The sequence below is a fragment of the Bosea sp. AS-1 genome (genome assembly GCF_002220095.1).
GTDB lineage: Bacteria > Pseudomonadota > Alphaproteobacteria > Rhizobiales > Beijerinckiaceae > Allobosea.
Window position 1 is genome coordinate 1,718,798 of record NZ_CP022372.1, and the last position, 19,858, is coordinate 1,738,655.

Consider the following 19,858-nt stretch of genomic DNA (forward strand, 5'->3'; position numbering starts at 1 on the left):
GGACATCGTCCGTTACCGAGCTTGCGGCATCCTGTCACCGTAACCCATCGTCACGCGCGGCTCCGGCTCGGCCGCCACGACCAGCACCCACCAGGCGCGGTAGCTGGTGCGCGGATCCTTGGAGAGGGCGATGCCGTAGCGCGTCGCTTCCTTCATGCGCAGGTTGGTGTCGTGGCCGGGCGATTTACGCCAGCCGTCGAAGGCTTCCTCGACCGAGAAATAGCCGCCGCCGAGATTTTCCGCGACGCGGGCGGAATCGAGGCCGGCCGCTTCGACGCGCGTGGCAAAGTTGCCGCCGGCATCGTGCGAGAGAGCGTTCTTGGCGACCATGGCATCGGCTTGGCGCTGGGCCATCGCCATCAGCCGCGGATCCGGCCTGACGGGGCCGAGGCCCTGGCTGGCGCGATAGGCATTGAGGATGCGCCCCGCCTGTGCGGGATCGAGTGTGACGGCGCTGAGCCTTTCGACCATGCGCGGATCGAGCGGCCCTTCGCGACGGGGTTCTCCGGCGCAGCCAGCCAGAAGGAAGGTGAGAGCCAGTAGAGGCAGAGTGAGTACAGTCTTCATCGATATCAGTTTGATTCGGGGCCCGTTGCGATGCCGTCAGATCAGGGCCTTTCTGCGGCCGCGGAGCGTCCGACTGGGAGCAGAGATCGCCGGGGAGGGCAAGTTGCCGGTAGGGCATCATGTTTCGAGGGGGGCCAAAATCGCCCGGCAATCTTGACTTTTGCCACAGTCTTCCGCTTTAAGGCCCCATCCGTTTCGCCGACATCGCCGAAACCGCATCCGCCGACCGGGCCGCTTCGCGGCTTTCACGAGCCCGGAGGTCAACGTCCGACAGCGCGGTTGCGCCCTCGGGCGCGAAACCGTTTGGCGGTGAGGTTGTGGCGGTGAAGGTTCCTTGAGGCAAGCAGGCAGGTCCGCATGTTCGGTACGCTGAGCGAAAGGCTCTCCGGCATCCTTTCGGGGCTGACCCGGAGGGGTTCGCTGACCGAGGAGGACGTCAACGCGGCTCTCCGCGAGGTGCGCCGCGCGCTCCTCGAGGCGGACGTCGCGCTCGAAGTCGTCCGCTCCTTCACCGACAAGGTGCGCGAGCGTGCCGTCGGCGCCGAGGTGCTGAAATCGGTCACGCCCGGCCAGCAGGTCATCAAGATCGTCAACGACGTCCTGATCGAGACGCTGGGCGGGGAGGGCGAGGGCATCGGCTTCGACGCCGTGCCGCCGGTGCCGATCCTGATGGTGGGTCTGCAGGGCTCGGGCAAGACCACCTCGACCGCCAAGATCGCCAAGCGCCTGACCGAGCGCAGCAAGAAGAAAGTGCTGATGGCGTCGCTCGATACGCGACGCCCGGCCGCCATGGAACAGCTCGCCGTGCTGGGCCAGCAGGTCGGCGTGCAGACGCTGCCGATCGTTGCCGGCCAGTCGGCGGTGCAGATTGCCAAGCGTGCGATCGAGGCGGCACGTCTCGGCGGCTACGACGTCGTCATGCTCGACACCGCCGGCCGCGTCACGCTCGACGACACGCTGATGGAAGAGGTCGCGCAGGTGAAGGCCGCGACCGGCCCGCACGAGGTGCTGCTCGTCGCAGACGCGCTGACCGGCCAGGACGCGGTCAATACGGCACGCGCCTTCGATGCCCGCGTCGGCCTCACCGGCATCGTGCTGACCCGCATGGACGGCGATTCGCGCGGTGGTGCCGCGCTCTCGATGCGCGCCGTCACCGGCAAGCCGATCAAGCTGGTCGGCACCGGCGAGAAGGTCGACGAACTCGACGACTTCCACCCCTCGCGCGTCGCCAACCGCATCCTCGGCATGGGGGACATCGTCTCGCTTGTCGAGAAGGCGGCGCAGACGGTCGATGCCGACAAGGCGCAGGCGCTGGCGCAGCGACTCGCCAAGGGTAATTTCGACCTCGATGACCTGCGCATGCAGCTCCAGCAGATGGAGAAGATGGGCGGTTTCGGCGGCGTGATGGGTCTGCTGCCCGGCATGGCACAGATGAAGAACCAGCTCGCGGCCGCCAAGGTCGACGACAAGATGATCGCCCGTCAGGTCGCGATCATCAACTCGATGACGCCGGCCGAGCGCAAGAATCCCGATCTGCTCAAGAACAGCCGCAAGAAGCGCATCGCCGCCGGCTCGGGCACCTCGCCGGAGGCGATCAACAAGCTGCTCAAGATGCATCGCGGCATGGCCGACATGATGAAGGCCATGCGCAAGCAGAAGGGCGGAATGCTCGGCAAGCTCGGCGGCATGTTCGGGCTCGGTGGCGGCATGCCGGCGGGCATGCCCGACCCCTCCCAGATGGATCCGGCCCAACTCGAGGCGCTGCAGAAGCAGCTCGGCGCGGGCGGCGGCCTTCCCCAGCTTCCGCCGGGCGGTTTCCCCGGATTGCCGAAGGGCGTTACTCCGCCGGCCGGCATGATGCCGAAACTGCCGGGTCTCGGCGGCGGCGGGCTGCCCGGTCTGGGCGGCAACCCGTTCGGCAAGAAGAAATAGCCTTCACCATTCAACCCGACGTCAAAGTCAAACCAAAGGAAAGACCCATGTCCCTCAAGATCCGCCTGACCCGCGGCGGCGCCAAGAAGCGCCCCTACTACCGCATCGTCGTTGCCGACTCGCGCTCGCCGCGCGATGGCCGCTTCATCGACAAGATCGGCTCCTACGATCCGATGAAGGCCAAGGACGCCGCCGACCGCGTCGTGCTCGACATCGAGAAGGTCCAGGCCTGGCTCGCCAAGGGCGCCCAGCCGACCGATCGCGTCCTGCGCTTCCTCGACGCTGCCGGCCTCGCCAAGCGCCCGGCCCGCAACAACCCGAACAAGGCTGTTCCGGGCGAGAAGGCCAAGGAGCGCGCCGAGAAGAAGGCCGAGAAGGCTGCCGCTCCGGCCGCCGAAGAAGCCGCCGCCGAGGCGTGAGCTTGACGGTCCGCATGTCGGCCTCGGGCGAAGCGCAGCTTCGACCCGAGAGCCTCCTGCAGGGGATGCTCGGGGCAGGCCCGAGCATGATGTGCTGACATGAGCGATCTCATCCTGCTCGGTGTCGTCGGCGCGCCGCATGGCGTGCGCGGCGAGGTCAGGATCAAGACCTTTACCGGCGATCCGCTTGCGATCGCCGATTACGGCCCGCTGACCGACAGCAAGGGCCGCAGCTTCGAGATCACCGATATCCGCCCTGCCAAGGAGGTGGTGGTCGCCCGGCTCAAGGGCGTCGCCACCCGCGAGGCGGCCGAGGCGCTGAACGGCGTCGAATTGTTCGTCGCCCGCGGCAAGCTGTCGGCGGGCGAGGACGAAGACGAATTCCTGCAGGCCGATCTGATCGGCTGCAGCGTGGTCGGTCCGGATGGCATCGTGCTCGGCACTGTCGCCACGGTCGAGAATTACGGTGCGGGCGACCTGCTCGACATCGAAACGCCGGATGGCCGCTCCGTCCTGATGCCCTTCACCAAGGCCTTCGCGCCGCGCATCGACATCGCTGCGCGCCGCATCGAGGCCGAGCCCCCGCTGGGATTGTTCGAGCCCGACGATGACAAGCGATAGGCCGGCCCGCGCCCTGATCTTCGACATGGACGGCACCATCGTCGACAACATGCGCTTCCATGACGATGCCTGGGAAAGCTGGCACGTCAGCAACCGGCTGCCGTTCGATCGCACGACCTTCGCGGCCCGGACGGCCGGCATGGCCGGCAACGAGATCATCTCCTCCTATTTCCCGCAGGCGGCCGTCGCCGAGCTCGATGCGATGAGCGACGCCAAGGAGGCGCTCTACCGCGAGGCCTACCTGCCGCATGTCGCCGCAAATGCCGGCTTTCTGGAGTTGATCGCGCGTGCGGAAGCGGCAGGCGTCCCGATGGCGGTCGCGACTGCCGCCCCGCCGGCCAATATCGAGGTGGTGCTCGATACGCTCGGTCTGCGCCAGCGCTTCGCCACCATCGTTTCTCCCTCGCAAGGCTTTCGTGGCAAGCCGCATCCGGACATGTTCCTGGCGGCGGCAGAACGCATGAAGGTCGCGCCCGCCGACTGCATCGTGTTCGAAGATGCACCGCTCGGTGTCGAGGCGGCGCGCCGTGCCGGCATGCGGGCGGTGGCGCTGCTGACCATGCTCGACGAGAGCGGTTTCGCCGGCTTCGACAACCTGATCGCCTCGGCGCGGGATTTCACGGCGCTGGACGGGCTGCCGGCGCTGCGCTTTGCTTGACGGCATGCCGTTTCGTGCCTCGATCCTGACGCTCTACCCCGAGATGTTTCCGGGGCCGCTCGGCATCTCGCTGGCCGGCGAGGGGCTGCGCAAGGGGCTCTGGTCGCTCGACACCCACCAGATCCGGGACCACGGCATTGGCCGCCATCGCAATGTCGACGACAACCCGGCCGGTGGCGGCGCCGGCATGGTGCTGCGCTGCGACGTGCTGGCGGCGGCGATCGATGCGGCGGTGCCGGCCGACGATGCACGGCCGCGCCTTCTGATGTCGCCGCGCGGGCGCCCGCTGCAGCAGAGTCAGGTGCGTGACTGGGCCGAGGGGCCAGGTCTCGTCATCGTCTGCGGCCGCTTCGAGGGCGTGGACGAGCGGGTGATCGAGGGGCGCGGCCTCGTCGAGGTCTCGATCGGCGACTACATTCTCTCCGGTGGGGAAATGGCGGCGCTGACGCTGCTCGACGCCTGCGTGCGTCTGATCCCCGGCGTGATGGGCAAGGTGGCCTCGGGCGAGGATGAGAGCTTCGAGAACGGGCTGCTCGAATATCCGCATTACACGCGGCCGCGCGAATGGGAGGGCCGGGGCCTGCCCGAGGCACTGCTCTCCGGCGACCACGCCCGCATCGCGAAATGGCGGCGTGAGCAGGCGGAGAAGATCACACGGGTGCGGCGGCCGGACCTGCTGAAGGATTCCTGATCTCGTTCAGGTGTCAGAGGCTCCTTCCCCCTGAATTTCCCAGGCTCACGCCTGGCTCGCCCGAGAATGACCGTGTCTGTCACGGATATGCTGTCACCGGCAGCTTCTCCGAGAGCCAGCCGCCCGGCCCGAGCACACCCCCGCGCACCGGTACGAGGTCGCGCCAGCCGCGCCCGCCGAGCTTCTGCACTGTGGCGATGGCCTGTGCGCCGGTGCGATCGATCAGAGCGATGCGCTTGCCGGGGTTGTCGAGCCGCAACCCCGCGAGGCGGACATCGAAGGCCGTCGCATCGATGTCGAGCGGCACGGCGCCTTGCGGCAGGCCGGTATCGGCCCATTCCGCGGCGCTGCGGATATCGACGAGGATGATTCGCTTCGTCTGCGCTGCCTCGTAGGCTTCGCGGGCCGATAGCGAGGGCAGGACCTGCCCGAAAACGAAAGAAGCCGGGAGCAGGAAGCTCCCGGCCAGAAGGATGCGGCGCGTTGCGGCGCCTGCGGTCATGATGCTCAGCGCAGCTCGGCGCAGAAGCGCTGGATGCGGCGGCAGGCCTCTTCCAGCTTCTCGTCCGACGTCGCGTAGGAGATGCGGAAGTTCGGGCCGAGGCCAAAGGAAGAGCCGTGCACGGCCGCGACCGCCTCGGCTTCGAGCAAGCCGATGACGAGATCCTCGTCCGTCTCGATCTTCTTGCCGTTCGGCATGGTCTTGCCGATCAGCTCCGAGCAGTCCGGATAGACGTAGAAGGCGCCTTCCGGCGTCGGGCATTTCAGACCACGGGTCTGGTTCAGCATCGAGACGACGAGGTCGCGACGACGCTCGAACGCCTTCCTGAAGACCGGGATGTGCTCCTGCGTGCCATCGAGCGCCTCGACGGCAGCCCACTGCGAAATCGCCGAAGTGCCCGAGGTCTGCTGGCCCTGGACGAGATCCATCGCCTTGATCAGATGGTCTGGGCCGGCAGCGTAGCCGATGCGCCAGCCGGTCATGGCATAGGACTTCGAGACGCCGTTCATGGTCAGCGTGCGCTGGTAGAGGGCGGGCTCGACCTGCGCCGGGGTGACGAAGGTGAAGTCGCCATAGACGAGGTGCTCGTACATGTCGTCGGTCAGCACCCAGACATGCGGATGGCGCATCAGCACATCCGTGAGCTTCTTCATCTCGGCGTGGCTGTAGGCGGCGCCGGAGGGGTTCGACGGAGAGTTCAGGATCACCCACTTGGTCTTGGGAGTGATCGCCTTCTCGAGATCTTCCGGCTGCAGCTTGAAGTCGTTCTTGAGATAGGTTTCGGCGAAGGTCGCCGTGCCGCCGCACAGCGCCACCATCTCGGGATAGCTGACCCAGTAGGGCGAGACGCAGATCACCTCGTCGCCCGGGTTCAGTGTGGCGAGCAGCGCGTTGTAGATGACGTGCTTGCCGCCGGTCGAAACGATGGTCTGGCTCGCCTTGTAGTCGAGGCCGTTCTCGCGCTTGAACTTGCGGGCGATCGCCTCGCGCAGCTGCGGAATGCCGGGGACCGGGGTGTACTTGGTCTCACCGCGGCGGATCGCGGCGATGGCCGCTTCCTTGATATTGTCCGGCGTGTCGAAATCGGGCTCGCCGACGGAGAGCGAAATCACGTCCTTGCCCTGGGCTTTCAGGTCCCGGGCCTTCTGCGTGATCGTGATGGTCGCTGAGGGCTTCACGCGCTTCAGGGCATCGGCAAGAAAGGCCATGGGACTGGTCTCCGGGGGGGCGGACGGGACGCGCCATGCTCGGCGCGCGCGTGGTTTATGACTCACTGGCAATGATCGCAAGCGCAACTGCTTGATGTTTTGCAGAAGCGTCATGAATTGGCGCGGATTTGCCTGTGCGTGCGGCGCATGCGATGGCCGGGGCATGACCAGCGCCAACGGACCGATCGCGATCTATGTCGATGCCGACGCCTGCCCGGTGAAGGACGAGGTCTATCGCGTCGCAGGCCGCAACGGGCTGCATGTCTTCGTCGTCTCCAACAGCTTCCTCAATGTGCCGCGCGAGCCCTGGATCGAGCGCGTCACCGTTCCCGGCAATTTCGATGCTGCCGACGACTGGATCGCCGAGCGCGTCTCGCGCGGCGCGATCGTCGTCACGGCCGACATTCCGCTGGCCGATCGCTGCATCAAGGCCGGGGCCGAGGTCATCGGTCCGACGGGCAAGCCCTTCACCGAGGCCTCGATCGGGATGGCACTGGCGACGCGCGACATGATGGAGGATCTGCGCGCCATGGGCGTGGCCAGCGGCGGCCCGAAGCCGTTCTCGCAGAAGGACCGTTCCGCCTTCCTGCAAGCGCTCGATCTTGCGATCCAGCGGCTGAAACGGGCCGGCTTCAGCAGCTAAGGGCTATGAGTTTCGCGCTGCTGGACGCTCGGCGCCAATACCCGTAAATCTCCCGGCCAAAGCAGGCCCGCCACCCAGGCGGGTGTCCGGGAGGAAATCCATGTCGTTGACCCGCCGTTCCACGCTCGGCCTGATGGCCGGCGCCGTCTTCGCTCCGTCCATCGTCCGGGCCGAAACCTTCCCGAGCAAGGTTCTCACCCTGGTCGTGCCCTATCCGGCGGGCGGCCCGACCGATGCTATCGCGCGTTTCGTTGCGCAGGATCTCGCCGTCGCCTTCGGTCATAATGTGGTGGTGGACAACCGGGCAGGCGCCTCGGGCGCCGTTGGCACTCGCGCCGTCGCCCATGCGCAGGCCGACGGCTACACCTTCGTCTTCGGCAACAACCAGACGCATGGCAACAACATGTTCCTGCTGAAGGATCCGGGCTACGACGCGGTGACGGATTTCGCGCCGCTCGCCGGCGTCGGAGCCTTCGAACATGCTTTCGTCGTCCGCAACGACCTGCCGGCCAAGACGATTCCCGAGTTGATCGCGCTGGCCAAGGCCGATCCGGGCAAGCTCAATTACGGCTCGACCGGCGTCGGCTCCGGCTCGCATCTGGCGATGGAGCTGTTCATGCAGCGCACCGGCATCAAGATGACGCATGTGCCCTTCCGCGGCGCCGCGCCACTGGTGCAGGAGATCGTCGCCGGGCGCATCGACATCGCCAATTCGACGCTGCCGAGCGTGCTGGAGCAGATCAATGGCGGTGCGCTGCGCGCGCTCGCCATCGCCAGCCCCGAGCGCAACCCGCAGGCGAAGAACATCCCGACCTTGCGCGAGCAGGGCGTGAGCAATGCGGACGCTGATTCCTGGGCGGCCTTCTTCGCCCCGGCGAAGACGCCCCAGCCGGTGCTCGACGTGCTCTCCAAGGCGATCATCGCCTCGCTCAACAAGCCGGCGACGCGCGATGCCATCATCAAGCTCGGCTTCACGCTCAAGGTGCGCGATCCCGAGGCCTTCCGCCCCTATCATCTCCAGGAGATCGCGACCTGGAAGCAGATCATCGCCGATGCCGGCGTGAAGGCGGAATAAGTCGATCTCAAGTAGCTTTCCCGGGCGGAGCGGAGCGCCGACCCGGGAATCTCTTCGAAGAGATGCCCGAGGGCAAACCGGGCATGACGGCGCTCCGGACGGAGTGAATCCATGAATCTGATGCCCAAGCTCGCCGCCCGCCGCGAGGCGGGGAAGCCCGTGCGCGCGGCGTTGATCGGCGCCGGCAAGTTCGGCTCGATGTTCCTGTCGCAGGTGCCGCATATCGAGGGGCTCGAGGTCGCGGTGATCGCCGATCTCGATCCCGAGCGCGCTCGGGCGGCCTGCCGCAACGTCGGCTGGGACGAGGCGCGCATCGCACGGACACGCTTCATCGATGACGGTGCCGCCGCGGCGCGCGCAGATGGAGTCGAGGTCGTGCTGGAGACGACAGGCCATCCCGCGGCCGGCGTGCGGCACGCGCTCGCTGCGATCGAGGCCGGGCGACATGTCGTCATGGTCAATGTCGAGGCCGACGTGCTGGTCGGGCCGGTGCTGGCCCGCAAGGCGCAAGCCGCCGGCGTCGTCTATTCGATGGCCTATGGCGACCAGCCGGCTCTGGTCAGCGAGATGGTCGATTGGGCGCGCGCGGCGGGCTTCATCGTTGCCGCCGCCGGCAAGGGCACCAAGTATCTGCCGGCCTATCACACCGTTACGCCCGACGATGTCTGGATGCATTACGGCCTGACGCCCGAGGCGGCGAAGGCGGCCGGCATGAACCCGCAGATGTTCAACTCCTTCCTGGACGGCACGAAGTCGGCGATCGAGATGGCGGCGATCGCCAATGCCTGTGAGCTCGACGTGCCGGAGGCTGGGCTCGCCTTTCCGCCCTGCGGCGTCGACGACCTGGCCCATGTGCTGCGCCCGCAGGCAGTCGGTGGGCAGCTGGAGCGGGACGGCATGGTCGAAGTCGTGTCCTCGCTGGAGCGCGACGGCCGGCCGGTCTTCCGCGACCTGCGTTGGGGCGTCTATGTCGTGCTCAAGGCGCCGAACGATTATGCCGCCGCCTGCTTCAAGCAGTACGGCCTGCCGACCGATGCGACCGGCCGCTATGCCGCGATGTACAAGCCCTTCCACCTGATCGGGCTCGAACTCTCGATCTCCGTGCTGAACGCGGCCCTGCGAGCCGAGCCGACCGGGGTGACGCGCGGTTGGCGAGGCGATGCCGTCGCCGTCGCCAAGCGGTCGCTCAAGGCCGGCGAGATGCTGGACGGCGAGGGTGGATATACCGTCTATGGCCGGTTGATGCCGGCTGCGGCGAGCAAGGCCTGCCGCGCCCTGCCGATCGGGCTGGCCCATGGCGTCAGGCTGACGCACGACGTCGCGGCCGGGCAGCCGGTGACCGAAGCCGATGTCACGCTCGACGAAAGCCAGCCGGTGGTTTCACTTCGTCGTGAGTTGCTCGCAACGGCTTGGTGATCGGCCGCGTTGCCTTCACTCTCCGGCGGAAGCAGGTGGTGGAGGCGGATGCGATGCGATGGCTTGGGATGGTTCTGGGATTGGGGGCGGGGCTGGCGCTCGCCGGCATGCTGACCCCTGCCGTCGCGCAGAAGCGTTACCCGTCGAGCGCGGGCAAGCTTGCGGTCGAGACGGTCGCAAGCGGGCTCGAACATCCCTGGGGCCTCGCCTTCCTGCCGGATGGGCGGATGCTGGTGACGGAGCGGCCGGGCCGGCTCAGGGTGGTGAGCGCCAGGGGTGAACTGTCCCGGCCGGTGACCGGCGTGCCGAACGTGATGGCGCGCGGGCAGGGCGGTCTGCTCGGCATCGCACTCGATCCGGATTTCGCGCAGAACCGGCTCGTCTATCTTTCCTTTTCCGAGCCGCGCACCGGCGGCAACGGTACCAGCGTCGCTCGCGGCAAGCTCAATGCGCAAGGTACGGCATTGACCGATGTCGCCTTGATCTTCCGGCAGATGCCGACGATCGCCTCCAACATGCATTTCGGCTCGCGGCTGGTCTTCGACCGAACCGGCGCGCTCTTCGTCACGGTCGGTGAACGCTATACGCAGCGCGACCAGGCGCAGAATCCGGCCAATCACCTCGGCAAGATCATCCGCATCCGCCCCGACGGCAATGTCCCGGCCGACAATCCGAAGAAGCCGGGCTGGGCGCCGGAGGTCTGGTCGATCGGGCACAGGAACGTGCAAGGCGCGGCGCTGCATCCCGATACAGGCCAGCTCTGGACGGCCGAACATGGCGCGCGCGGCGGCGACGAGATCAACACGCCGAAGGCCGGGCTGAACTATGGCTGGCCGGTCATCACCTACGGCGTCGATTATTCCGGCGTGAAGATCGGCGAGGGTACGGCCAAGCCCGGCATGGAGCAGCCGCTGTTCTACTGGGACCCCTCGATCGCGCCATCGGGAGCCGCGTTCTATACCGGCTCGGCTTGGCCGCAATGGAAGAACTCGCTCTTCGTCGGGGCGCTGGCCGGCAGCCTGCTGGCCAGGCTTTCCACCGAGGGCGAAAAGGTGACGGGTGAGGAGCGCCTGCTGACCGATATCGGCGCCCGCATCCGCGATGTCGTGCAGGGGCCGGACGGCTTCCTCTACCTGCTCACCGACGAGGAGGACGGCAAGCTGTTGCGGGTGCGGCCGGCGAAGTGACTCAGGTGCCTTACGGCCCGCAATCCCATTCGCTGTCGAGCGCGAAGACGTTGCGCGTCGCCAGCTTGCCATGGGTGTCGTAGAGATCGCCGACATAATAGGTCATGCCGGCGTCGTCGTGGTCCTCGCGCTTGACCTGCAGCGACCAGCCATAGCCAACCTTCCGGCTCTGCCAGGCGGGATGGATGTCGCCGATCGTGGGGGAGCCGAGGATCTGCGCCTTCGAATCGCTGGGGCTGCAGGTCGGGCCGGCCAAAGCGGGCAGGGTGCCGGCGACGAGGCAGGCGGCGATCAACACGGTCTTCAAGGGAACGTCCTTACGAATCGGAGGCAGGCGCGGCGAGCGATATCGATCGCGCCGCACAAAAGGCCAAGCGCTATCCGCGCGCAGCCGCGTTGCGCTGCAACCGGGACGGTTCAGCCCTTGGCGTGGAAGATGAAGAAGGCGCCGGCCGCGATCAGCGCGAAGCCGATGGCGTGGTTCCAGTTCAGCGATTCCTTGAGCCAGAACACCGAGAAGCCGGCGAAAACGGTGAGGGTGATCACCTCCTGCATCGTCTTGAGCTCGGCGGTCGAATAGACGGCGGAGCCGATGCGGTTGGCCGGCACGGCCAACATGTATTCGAAGAGGGCGATGGACCAGCTCGCGATGATCGCGATCCAGATCGCGGTGCTCTTGTAGCTGAGGTGTCCGTACCAGGCGAAGGTCATGAAGATGTTCGAGGCGAACAGCATCACGATCGGCAGGATGTGAGCGGTGGTGAGGGCTGGCATCGGGGGCCTTTGGGAGGTGGCGAGCGGCATCGCAGTTTCACGCCTGCGTCGCCAAATCAAGCATGGTTAACCTCCTTTAACGGCCACGCCGTAGTTTCGCGTCAATCCTGCGATTCGGTGGAGACCATGCGCGCATATCGACTGGCCATCCCGCTGGCCCTGCCTTTCATCCTTCTCGCCTCGGCGGCTTCGGCGCAGTCGGGCTTCCAGTCCTGCCTTTCCGGCTTGCGCTCTGCCGCCGCGGCCAAGGGCGTTTCGGGTGCGACGTTCGACCGGGCCATGGCCGGCGTCGAGCCGGACATGAAGATCATCGAGGCGATGAATAACCAGCCGGAGTTCAAGACCCCGATCTGGGACTATCTCGGCACGTTGGTCGATGACGAGAAGGTCGCCGAGGGGCGTAACATGCTGCGCCAGTACGCTTCCGTCTTCGCCGCCGCCGAGCGGCGCTTCGGCGTCGACCGCCACACGATCGCCGCGGTCTGGGGCGTCGAGAGCGATTTCGGCAAGGCGCGGGGCAAGTGGCCTCTGGTGCAGTCGCTGGCGACCGGTGCCTGCCTTGCGCCGCGCCGTAACGCCTTCTTCAAGGGCGAACTGATCGCGACGCTCCAGATCATCGAGCGCGGCGACGTGCGCCCCGAGCGGCTGTTCGGCTCCTGGGCCGGCGCCTTCGGCCACACCCAGTTCATCCCCTCGACCTATCTCCGGCTGGGTGTCGATGGCGATGGCGACGGACGGCGCGACCTTGTCGATTCGATTCCCGATGCGCTGCATTCCACGGCGAATTTCATGGACAAGGCCGGCTGGGTCACCGGTGCGACCTGGGGCTATGAGGTCCGAGTCCCGGACGGCTATCGCGGCGCGACCGGCCGCAATCCGAAGCGCCCGCTGTCGCATTGGGCGGCGCAGGGCATCGTAAAATACGATGGCTCACGGCTTGATGGCCATGGCAATGCCGGATTGCTGATGCCGGCCGGCCGCAACGGCCCGGCCTTCCTCGTCTTCAAGAACTATGACGCCGCCTACAGCTACAACGGCGCGGATTCCTACGCGCTCGCCATCTCGCTCCTGTCCGATCGCTTACGTGGCAAGCCCGGCGTGCAGGGGCAGTGGCCGACCGACGACCTGCCACTCTCGCGCGAGCAGCGGCGCGAGTTGCAACGCCTGCTGATCTCCCGCGGCTACAATGTCGGCGAACCGGACGGCGCGGTGGGTTCGCTCACGCGCGCGGCGATCAAGGAGATCGAGGCGAAGCTCGGCATGCAGCAGACCGGCCGGCCGGGCGAGAAGGTGCTGCGCGCGCTGAAGAGCGGGCGGGTCTGACCCGTCAGAAAACGGGTGGTGTCGAGAGTGATCTTCGGGGAGCATCGCGCCTCCGTTCCGGAGACCCGTCATGACACGCCGCCTGCTTTCCACCGGCTCGCCCTTCGAGCGCAATTTCGGTTATTCGCGCGCGGTCGTCGACGGCGATCTCGTCTTCGTCTCGGGCACGACCGGTTACGACTACGCCACCATGACCTTGCCGGATGATCCGGCTGCGCAGGCGCGCAACATCTTCAAAACGGTCGGCGCCGTGCTGGAGGAGGCGGGCTCCTCGCTCGCCCATGTGGTGAGGGCGCAGTATTTCGTCACCGACCGCAGCTATTGCGAGCCGGTGCTGGCGGTCTGCGGCGAGGTTTTCGGCGAGATCCGCCCGGCGGCCGGCATCTATGTCGTGGCGGGGCTGCTCAAGCCGGAGATGAAGCTCGAGATCGAGATCACGGCGCGGCTGCCGAAGACCTGAGCGGCACCGCTGCGGACAACACAGGGCTGCATCGCGGCGCTTGCGCGCGCCGCATTGCGCCCGTAATCACCCCGCCAACGCAAACACGCGACAAGGCGAGGCACGACCATGGCGACACACAAGCTCCTGCTGCTCCCCGGCGACGGCATCGGCCCCGAAGTGATGGGCCAGGTCGAGCAGATCGTCTCCTGGTTCGGAAAGCATGGGCTCGGTTCCTTCGAAATCGAGAAGGGGCTCGTCGGCGGCGCAGCCTATGACGCTCACAAGCAGGCAATCTCCGAAGGCGACATGAAGCTCGCTCAGGACGCCGATGCCGTGCTGTTCGGCGCGGTCGGCGGACCGAAATGGGCTGACGTGCCTTACCAGCATCGCCCCGAAGCCGGCCTGCTGCGCCTGCGCAAGGATCTCGGCCTGTTCGCCAACCTGCGCCCGGCGATCTGCTATCCGGCGCTGGCCTCGGCCTCCTCGCTGAAGCCCGAGGTCGTCGAGGGCCTCGACATCCTGATCGTGCGCGAGCTCACCGGCGGCGTGTATTTCGGCGAGCCGAAGGAGATCGTCACGCTGGAGGACGGCTCCAAGCGCGGCGTCGACACGCAGCTCTATACCACGCCGGAAATCGAGCGGATCTGCCGTGTCGCCTTCGAGCTGGCGCGCACCCGCCGTAACAAGGTCTCCTCGGCCGAGAAGCACAACGTGATGAAGACCGGCGTGCTCTGGAAGCAGACGGTCACGGCCCTGCACGCCGCCGAGTACAAGGATGTCGAGCTCGAGCATGTGCTGGCCGACAACTGCGCCATGCAGCTCGTGCGCTGGCCGAAGCAGTACGACGTCATCGTCTGCGACAACCTGTTCGGCGACATTCTCTCCGACGTGGCAGCGATGCTGACCGGCTCGCTCGGCATGCTGCCTTCGGCTTCGCTGGGCGCGGAAGACCCGGCGACCGGCAAGCGCAAGGCGCTCTATGAGCCGGTCCATGGCTCGGCTCCGGACATTGCCGGCAAGGGCCTCGCCAACCCGATCGCAATGATCGGCTCCTTCGCCATGGCGCTGCGCTATTCCTTCGGCGCCGGCGAGGCGGCCGATCGGCTGGAAGGGGCGATTGCCGACGTGCTCGGTTCGGGCACCCGCACCAAGGATATCGCGGCTCCGGGCGCCAATGCCGTCTCGACCAGCGAGATGGGCGCGGCGATCATCAAGGCGCTCGAAGCGCGGGGCTGATATTCGCAAGAATGGAGGGGTGCTTGTCGCGCCTCTCCCCCTCGTGAATTGCCGTGATTCCGCTTTCGTGGCCTAACAGCTGCCAACGAAAACGGAGTGTGTCCGTCATGCTGATCAAGCGCCGGGCCGGCTGGGAAATGCCGGAAAGCCAAGCCACGCCGGAGAGCGTGTTCCTCAATCGCCGCCAGCTGATGGCAGCGGGAGCGGGGCTGATCGCAGGCGCCGCGCTGCCAGGCATCGCAGCCGCGGATACGCCGGATCCCACGCTCGACCTCTACCCTGCCAAGCGCAATGAGGCCTACAAGCTCGACGTTCCGCTGACCAAGGCCGAGGACGCGGCGAACTACAACAATTTCTACGAGTTCGGCATGTCGAAGGACATCGTCGATGCTTCGCACCGGCTGGCGACGCGACCCTGGTCGATCCAGGTCGACGGCATGGTCGAAAAACCCTTCGAGATCGGCTTCGACGATCTGGTCCGCAAGCTGCCGCTGGAGGAGCGGCTCTACCGCTTCCGTTGCGTTGAAGCCTGGGCAATGGCGGTGCCGTGGACCGGCATCCCGCTCAAATCCTTCGTGGCGTTGGCCAAGCCGCTTTCGGGCGCGAAATACATCCGCCTCGAGACCTTCCTGAACCCGCGCGTCGCACCGGGGCAGAATCAGCGCTGGTACCCGTGGCCCTATGTGGAGGGGCTGACGATGGCCGAGGCGGCGAACGAGCTGCCGCTTCTCGTGACCGGCATCTACGGTAAACCGCTGCCGACGCAGCACGGTGCGCCGATCCGCCTGATCACGCCGTGGAAATACGGATTCAAATCGGTGAAATCGATCCGCAAGATCAGCTTCGTCGCCGAGCGGCCGAAGACCTTCTGGGAGGCGCTGCAGTCTTCCGAATACGGCTTCTGGGCCAATGTGAACCCGGCCGTGCCGCATCCACGCTGGAGTCAGGCGAGCGAGCAGGTGCTGGGCTCGCGCGACCGGCGCCCGACCCAGATCTACAATGGCTATGGCGAGCAGGTCGCCGGGCTCTACAAAGGGCTGGAGGGCGAAGCGCTGTTCATGTGAAGCGGCGGGGCTCTGCTGTCAGCTTTCGGGTGCCCTCGGCGCTATGAGGCGTGCTAGACCGGTCTGGTCCACGCAATGGCGCCGGGAGAGCGAAGATGGCCACCCAGCATTTCCATCTCTTCGAGACGGCGATCGGGGTCTGCGCGCTGGCCTGGGAAGGCGAGCGCTTCATCGGTGCGCAACTGCCAGAGGGCGACGAAGAGGGCGCGCGCAAGCGACTGGCGCGGCGTTTTCCGGAGGCTGAGGAAGCCGAGGCGCAGGGTTTCGTCGCAGAGGCCGTGGACGGCATTCGGGCGTTGTTCGAAGGGGAGAAGCGCGACCTGTCGCATCTGCCGCTCGCGCTGGAACGGGCCCCGGACTTCAACCGCAAGGTCTATGAGGTCGCCCTGTCGATTCCGCATGGGGAGACACTGACCTATGGCGAGGTGGCGCAGCGTATCGGCGAGCCCGGCGCAGCACGGGCGGTCGGTGTCGCACTCGGCCAAAATCTCTGGCCGATCATCGTGCCCTGCCATCGCGTGCTGGCCGCCGGAGGCAAGACTGGCGGCTTCTCGGCCGATGGCGGTGTCGAGACGAAACTTAGGATCCTGACGATCGAGAAGGCGCGAACCAGCGACGAGCCCAGCCTGTTCGATGCGCTGCCCCTGGCGGCCAGACCGCCGCGGGGCTGACGCTCCCATCGGCCCCGAATGCCGACCGCCGAACCTTGAAGCATTGCAACAATATGCTTGCAGCGCAGCCGCTTGCGCCACGCTTGCCGAGCCCTCTACTGTCGCGGCCTTTCTGCCCTGCAATGAGGAATTACCATGGCCAAACTGAAGCTCGCCATCGTCGTCGGCAGCAATCGTCGCGAGTCGATCAACCGCAAGCTGGCGCAGGCCCTGGCCAAGCTTGGAAGCGATGCTTTCGAGCCTTCCTTCGTGCAGATCGACGACCTGCCGATGTTCAACCAGGATCTCGAACCGAACCGGCCCGAATCGACGTTGCGGCTGAAGCGCGAGATCGAGGCGGCGGACGCCATCCTGATCGTCACGCCGGAGCACAATCGCTCGATTCCGGCCGTGCTCAAGAATGCGATCGACTGGGCCTCTCGCCCCTACGGCAAGAATTCCTGGGGCGGCAAGACCGTCGTCGTGACGGGCACGAGCGGCAGCGCGGTCGGCACGGCGGTTGCCCAGAACGAACTGCGGATGATCCTGACCAATCTCGCCGGCACCGTGGTCGGCAGCCAGGTCTTCATCACGTTCAAGGAAGGTCTGATCGACGCCGAGCATAATGTGACGGATGAGGGCACCCGCGGTTTCCTGAAGGGGTTCCTCGACAACGTCGCAAAGATCGCCGGCAAGCTGGCTGCCTGAGCGGCAGTCATCCGTCAGCGCCTTTCGAGGGCACCGCTCCGGCGGTGCCTTTTTTCATGGCTGATGGTCGGTCGGAGAACGGGACCTGCCGGGAGCAAGAGATTTGCCAAAGGCAAAAAAAGAGCCGGCATCCCCGAGGGGAGCCGGCTTTGTAAGTTTGAAACATCTGGCAAAATGCCAAACATCTCAGAGGGGAACGGCTGAAACGAACTCAACGCCGGGAGGAGATTGCGGAGCCCGTTCCGAACAACCGTGAGATCAATATTGGGCAGACTCTGCCGTTTTGCAATGCAGCATAGCTTGGAGCCGCCATGCGCAAGCTGCATATCTCATTCTCATATGCGACCAATTTAAGCCTAAATGATTGAGAAATATGCATTCACTGCAGATTGACGGCCGGTAAAATATCGCCGAAGGCGCATCGCAGCAGGTTTTACCCGCATCACGTGCGCGCGTTCGCCGAAGCCGTCATGCATTTGCCGGATTTCATATCGTGAGATTGCGCGGCGGCCTCCGAATCGAGCGGGGTCAGCGTACGGTGCAGGGACCAATCAAGCCGGGATCCGCGGCGAAACGGCCGAGAGGGCAGGGCAAGCGCCCCGCCTCCCGGATCGTTCCATTCCAACTGGACGGAAATCGGCCCGGCCGGATGCGGCTCGGGCGCAGGTTGGTGCGACGGTCAGTAGGTCCAGCGCTGGGCCTTCTGGATCAGGAAGTCGCGGAAGACCTGGACGCGGGCGACCGACTTCATCTCTTCCGGATAGACCAGATAGCTCTCCAACTGCGGCATCTCGGATTCGCGCATGAGCTGCACGAGCGGCGAGCCCGTCTCGATCAGATAGTCCGGCAGCACGGCGATGCCGGCGCCCGAGTCGACCGCGCGCTTCATCGCCGTGATGTTGTTGACGATGAGGTGGAGCGGGCGCGGGTTGCGCTGGTCGCGGCCGATCGTGCCGAGCCAGTGCACCGCCGTGAGGTAGGACGGAGAGGTGCCGCCGAAGGAGATCAGCCGGTGGTTGTCGAGATCCTCGTAGCTCTTCGGCTCGCCGAAGCGCTTCACATAGGCCGGCGAGGCGTAGACGTGATAGTGCACCGTGAAGAGCTTGCGCTGGATCAGGTCCGGCTGCTGCGGCTGGCGCAGGCGGATGGCGATATCCGCCTCGCGCATCGACAGGTCGAGCTCCTCATCGGTCAGGATGAGATCGACCTTGATATCCGGATAGAGATCGAGGAACTCGGCCAGGCGTGGCGTCAGCCAGTGCCCGCCGAGTCCGCGCGTCGCCGTGACCTTTAGCTCGCCTGACGGATGCTCGCGGGTTTCGGAGAGCTGCGAACGCGTGCGCTCCAGCCGCTGCGTCATCTCGCGCGCGGCGCGCCACAGCAACTCGCCCTGCTCGGTCAGGATCAGGCCGCGCGTATGCCGGTGGAACAGCGGCGCCCGGAGCTCACGCTCGAGCGCGCCGATCTGCCGGCTCACGGCGGATTGACTCAATCCCAGAACATCGCCAGCTTTGGTGAAACTGCCTGACTCTGCGACGGTATAAAAAATTCTAATGCGGTCCCAATCCACCGCGCTTCCCCCGCTATGCGTTTTGTGCATGATGGGGGATAAAGTCCTTGTGCGTCAATGCCTCGGCAGCAGAGATTGTCCTTTTTGGCACTGAATCTGGTGAGGGAATTCATCAAACTCGGTGATGAGTTCCCGAAAAGCCCCTATTCGGCCGCTTCCCGCTGGTCCAGCGTGCTCGCGAGCAGCCAGCGTTCGGCGTCGAGCGCGGCCATGCAGCCCATGCCGGCGGCGGTGACCGCCTGGCGATAGTGCTCGTCGGTGACGTCACCAGCGGCGAAGACGCCCGGAACATTGGTCTGAGTCGTACCGGCCTCGACCTCCAGATAGCCACTCTCGCGCATGTCGAGCTGGCCGACGAAGAGCTCGGTCGCCGGCTTGTGACCGATGGCGATGAAGACGCCATCGGTCTTCAGCTCGCTCTCCGCGCCGGTCTTGGTGTTCTTCAGGCGCAGATGCGTGACGTTGGGCGGGGTGGTGCCGCCGCAGATCTCGGCGATCTCGCTGTCCCAGATCACTTCGATCTTGGGATGCTTGAACAGCCGCTCCTGCATCACACGCTCGGCGCGCAGATGGTCGCGGCGGTGGATCAACGTGACCTTGCTGGCGAGGTTGGCGAGGTAGAGCGCTTCCTCGACGGCGGTATTGCCGCCGCCGACGACCGCGACCTCCTTGTTGCGGAAGAAGAAGCCGTCACAGGTGGCACAGGCCGAGACGCCGAAGCCCTGGAAGCTCTGCTCGGACGGGAGGCCCAGCCATTTCGCCTGGGCGCCGGTGGCGATGATCAGCGCGTCGCAGGAATAGGTCTCGCCGCCGTCGCCCCAGAGACGGAAAGGGCGCTGCGAGAGGTCGACGCGCGCGATGTGGTCGGAGACCATCTTCGTGCCCATGTGCTCGGCCTGGGCACGCATCTGCTCCATCAGCCAGGGGCCCTGGATGACGTCGGCGAAGCCGGGATAGTTCTCGACGTCGGTGGTGATCATGAGCTGGCCGCCGGCCTGCATGCCGGAGATCAGGACCGGCTCCAGCATGGCGCGGGCGGCGTAGATGGCGGCGGTGTAGCCGGCCGGGCCGGATCCGATGATCATCACGCGGGCGTGGGTGTGGGCCATCGTCTCGTTTCCTTTTCCGCGGCGCGCCGCGCTCGACTCCGACAGATACGGCGATGACGCGCC

At 66.1% G+C, this 19,858-nt stretch carries 22 protein-coding genes; 15 read left to right on the plus strand and 7 right to left on the minus strand.

The annotated features are described in order from the left end of the window. Nucleotides 1-12: 12 nt before the first annotated feature. Nucleotides 13-567, minus strand: a complete 555-nt coding sequence (locus CE453_RS09795; RefSeq protein ID WP_089174418.1) for a CAP domain-containing protein — start codon at nt 565-567, stop codon at nt 13-15. 357 nt (nt 568-924) lie between these two features. Here CE453_RS09795 and ffh point away from each other — a divergent pair, with 357 nt between their 5' ends. The 5 genes from ffh to trmD all read left to right on the plus strand — a co-directional run bounded on the left by ffh (nt 925) and on the right by trmD (nt 4,888). Beyond that, the gene (gene ffh / locus CE453_RS09800) at nt 925-2,499 is read left to right on the plus strand and encodes a signal recognition particle protein (RefSeq protein WP_089174419.1); all 1,575 of its coding nucleotides are present in this window, start codon (nt 925-927) and stop codon (nt 2,497-2,499) included. Nucleotides 2,500-2,546: 47 nt separating this feature from the next. After that, nucleotides 2,547-2,918 carry a 30S ribosomal protein S16 gene (gene rpsP / locus CE453_RS09805; protein ID WP_089174420.1) on the plus strand — a complete coding sequence of 124 codons (372 nt, stop codon included), beginning with the start codon at nt 2,547-2,549 and terminating at the stop codon, nt 2,916-2,918. A gap of 99 nt (nt 2,919-3,017) precedes the next feature. Next, nucleotides 3,018-3,539, plus strand: a complete 522-nt coding sequence (rimM, locus tag CE453_RS09810) for a ribosome maturation factor RimM (RefSeq protein ID WP_089174421.1) — start codon at nt 3,018-3,020, stop codon at nt 3,537-3,539. Beyond that, nucleotides 3,526-4,197: an HAD family hydrolase gene (locus tag CE453_RS09815; RefSeq protein ID WP_089174422.1), complete on the plus strand. Its 672-nt coding sequence runs from the start codon at nt 3,526-3,528 to the stop codon at nt 4,195-4,197. Before rimM ends, CE453_RS09815 begins: the two co-directional genes overlap by 14 nt. 4 nt (nt 4,198-4,201) lie before the next feature. Beyond that, entirely contained in the window at nt 4,202-4,888 is a 687-nt protein-coding gene (trmD, locus tag CE453_RS09820; RefSeq protein WP_089177809.1) for a tRNA (guanosine(37)-N1)-methyltransferase TrmD, read from the plus strand. Nucleotides 4,889-4,967: 79 nt separating this feature from the next. On the opposite strand, the gene CE453_RS09825 is transcribed toward trmD, so the two are convergent. Next, nucleotides 4,968-5,390, minus strand: a complete 423-nt coding sequence (locus CE453_RS09825) for a rhodanese-like domain-containing protein (RefSeq protein WP_089174423.1) — start codon at nt 5,388-5,390, stop codon at nt 4,968-4,970. A 5-nt stretch (nt 5,391-5,395) separates the two neighbouring features. Further along, the gene (locus CE453_RS09830) at nt 5,396-6,598 is read right to left on the minus strand and encodes a pyridoxal phosphate-dependent aminotransferase (RefSeq protein ID WP_089174424.1); all 1,203 of its coding nucleotides are present in this window, start codon (nt 6,596-6,598) and stop codon (nt 5,396-5,398) included. A gap of 163 nt (nt 6,599-6,761) precedes the next feature. Between CE453_RS09830 and CE453_RS09835 the strand changes: the two genes are divergently transcribed. From CE453_RS09835 to CE453_RS09850, 4 genes are all read left to right on the plus strand, one after another. Further along, nucleotides 6,762-7,241, plus strand: a complete 480-nt coding sequence (locus tag CE453_RS09835; protein ID WP_089174425.1) for a YaiI/YqxD family protein — start codon at nt 6,762-6,764, stop codon at nt 7,239-7,241. A 100-nt stretch (nt 7,242-7,341) separates the two neighbouring features. Then, complete coding sequence (locus CE453_RS09840) at nt 7,342-8,316, plus strand: Bug family tripartite tricarboxylate transporter substrate binding protein (protein WP_089174426.1); 975 nt, start codon at nt 7,342-7,344, stop codon at nt 8,314-8,316. Between the two features lie 111 nt (nt 8,317-8,427). Next, complete coding sequence (locus CE453_RS09845) at nt 8,428-9,732, plus strand: NAD(P)H-dependent oxidoreductase (protein ID WP_089174427.1); 1,305 nt, start codon at nt 8,428-8,430, stop codon at nt 9,730-9,732. A 53-nt stretch (nt 9,733-9,785) separates the two neighbouring features. Then, complete coding sequence (locus tag CE453_RS09850; RefSeq protein WP_089177810.1) at nt 9,786-10,919, plus strand: PQQ-dependent sugar dehydrogenase; 1,134 nt, start codon at nt 9,786-9,788, stop codon at nt 10,917-10,919. A gap of 10 nt (nt 10,920-10,929) precedes the next feature. Here CE453_RS09850 and CE453_RS09855 read toward each other — a convergent pair whose 3' ends face one another. Together CE453_RS09855 and CE453_RS09860 are read right to left on the minus strand one after the other, a co-directional pair. Then, the gene (locus CE453_RS09855; protein ID WP_157732974.1) at nt 10,930-11,226 is read right to left on the minus strand and encodes a hypothetical protein; all 297 of its coding nucleotides are present in this window, start codon (nt 11,224-11,226) and stop codon (nt 10,930-10,932) included. Between the two features lie 110 nt (nt 11,227-11,336). Next, nucleotides 11,337-11,693, minus strand: a complete 357-nt coding sequence (locus CE453_RS09860) for a DMT family protein (RefSeq protein ID WP_089177811.1) — start codon at nt 11,691-11,693, stop codon at nt 11,337-11,339. Between the two features lie 126 nt (nt 11,694-11,819). On the opposite strand from CE453_RS09860, the gene CE453_RS09865 reads away from it, so the two are divergent. The 6 genes from CE453_RS09865 to CE453_RS09890 all read left to right on the plus strand — a co-directional run bounded on the left by CE453_RS09865 (nt 11,820) and on the right by CE453_RS09890 (nt 17,116). Continuing rightward, the gene (locus CE453_RS09865; RefSeq protein WP_089174429.1) at nt 11,820-13,016 is read left to right on the plus strand and encodes a lytic murein transglycosylase; all 1,197 of its coding nucleotides are present in this window, start codon (nt 11,820-11,822) and stop codon (nt 13,014-13,016) included. Between the two features lie 70 nt (nt 13,017-13,086). Next, nucleotides 13,087-13,476, plus strand: a complete 390-nt coding sequence (locus CE453_RS09870; protein ID WP_089174430.1) for a RidA family protein — start codon at nt 13,087-13,089, stop codon at nt 13,474-13,476. Nucleotides 13,477-13,584: 108 nt separating this feature from the next. Continuing rightward, nucleotides 13,585-14,694 carry a 3-isopropylmalate dehydrogenase gene (gene leuB / locus CE453_RS09875; protein WP_089174431.1) on the plus strand — a complete coding sequence of 370 codons (1,110 nt, stop codon included), beginning with the start codon at nt 13,585-13,587 and terminating at the stop codon, nt 14,692-14,694. A 107-nt stretch (nt 14,695-14,801) separates the two neighbouring features. Continuing rightward, nucleotides 14,802-15,758: a protein-methionine-sulfoxide reductase catalytic subunit MsrP gene (gene msrP / locus CE453_RS09880; RefSeq protein WP_089174432.1), complete on the plus strand. Its 957-nt coding sequence runs from the start codon at nt 14,802-14,804 to the stop codon at nt 15,756-15,758. Between the two features lie 95 nt (nt 15,759-15,853). Beyond that, on the plus strand, nt 15,854-16,429 hold the full coding sequence (locus CE453_RS09885) for a methylated-DNA--[protein]-cysteine S-methyltransferase (protein WP_089174433.1): 576 nt from the start codon (nt 15,854-15,856) through the stop codon (nt 16,427-16,429). Nucleotides 16,430-16,564: 135 nt separating this feature from the next. Continuing rightward, a complete protein-coding gene (locus CE453_RS09890) occupies nt 16,565-17,116 on the plus strand; it encodes an NADPH-dependent FMN reductase (RefSeq protein WP_089174434.1) in 552 nt (183 codons plus the stop codon). Between the two features lie 679 nt (nt 17,117-17,795). Here the strand turns inward: CE453_RS09890 and CE453_RS09895 are convergent. Together CE453_RS09895 and trxB are read right to left on the minus strand one after the other, a co-directional pair. Continuing rightward, nucleotides 17,796-18,686 (minus strand): LysR family transcriptional regulator, encoded by an 891-nt coding sequence (locus CE453_RS09895; RefSeq protein ID WP_089174435.1) that lies wholly within the window; start codon nt 18,684-18,686, stop codon nt 17,796-17,798. A gap of 143 nt (nt 18,687-18,829) precedes the next feature. After that, nucleotides 18,830-19,795: a thioredoxin-disulfide reductase gene (gene trxB / locus CE453_RS09900; protein ID WP_089174436.1), complete on the minus strand. Its 966-nt coding sequence runs from the start codon at nt 19,793-19,795 to the stop codon at nt 18,830-18,832. Nucleotides 19,796-19,858 lie beyond the last annotated feature (63 nt).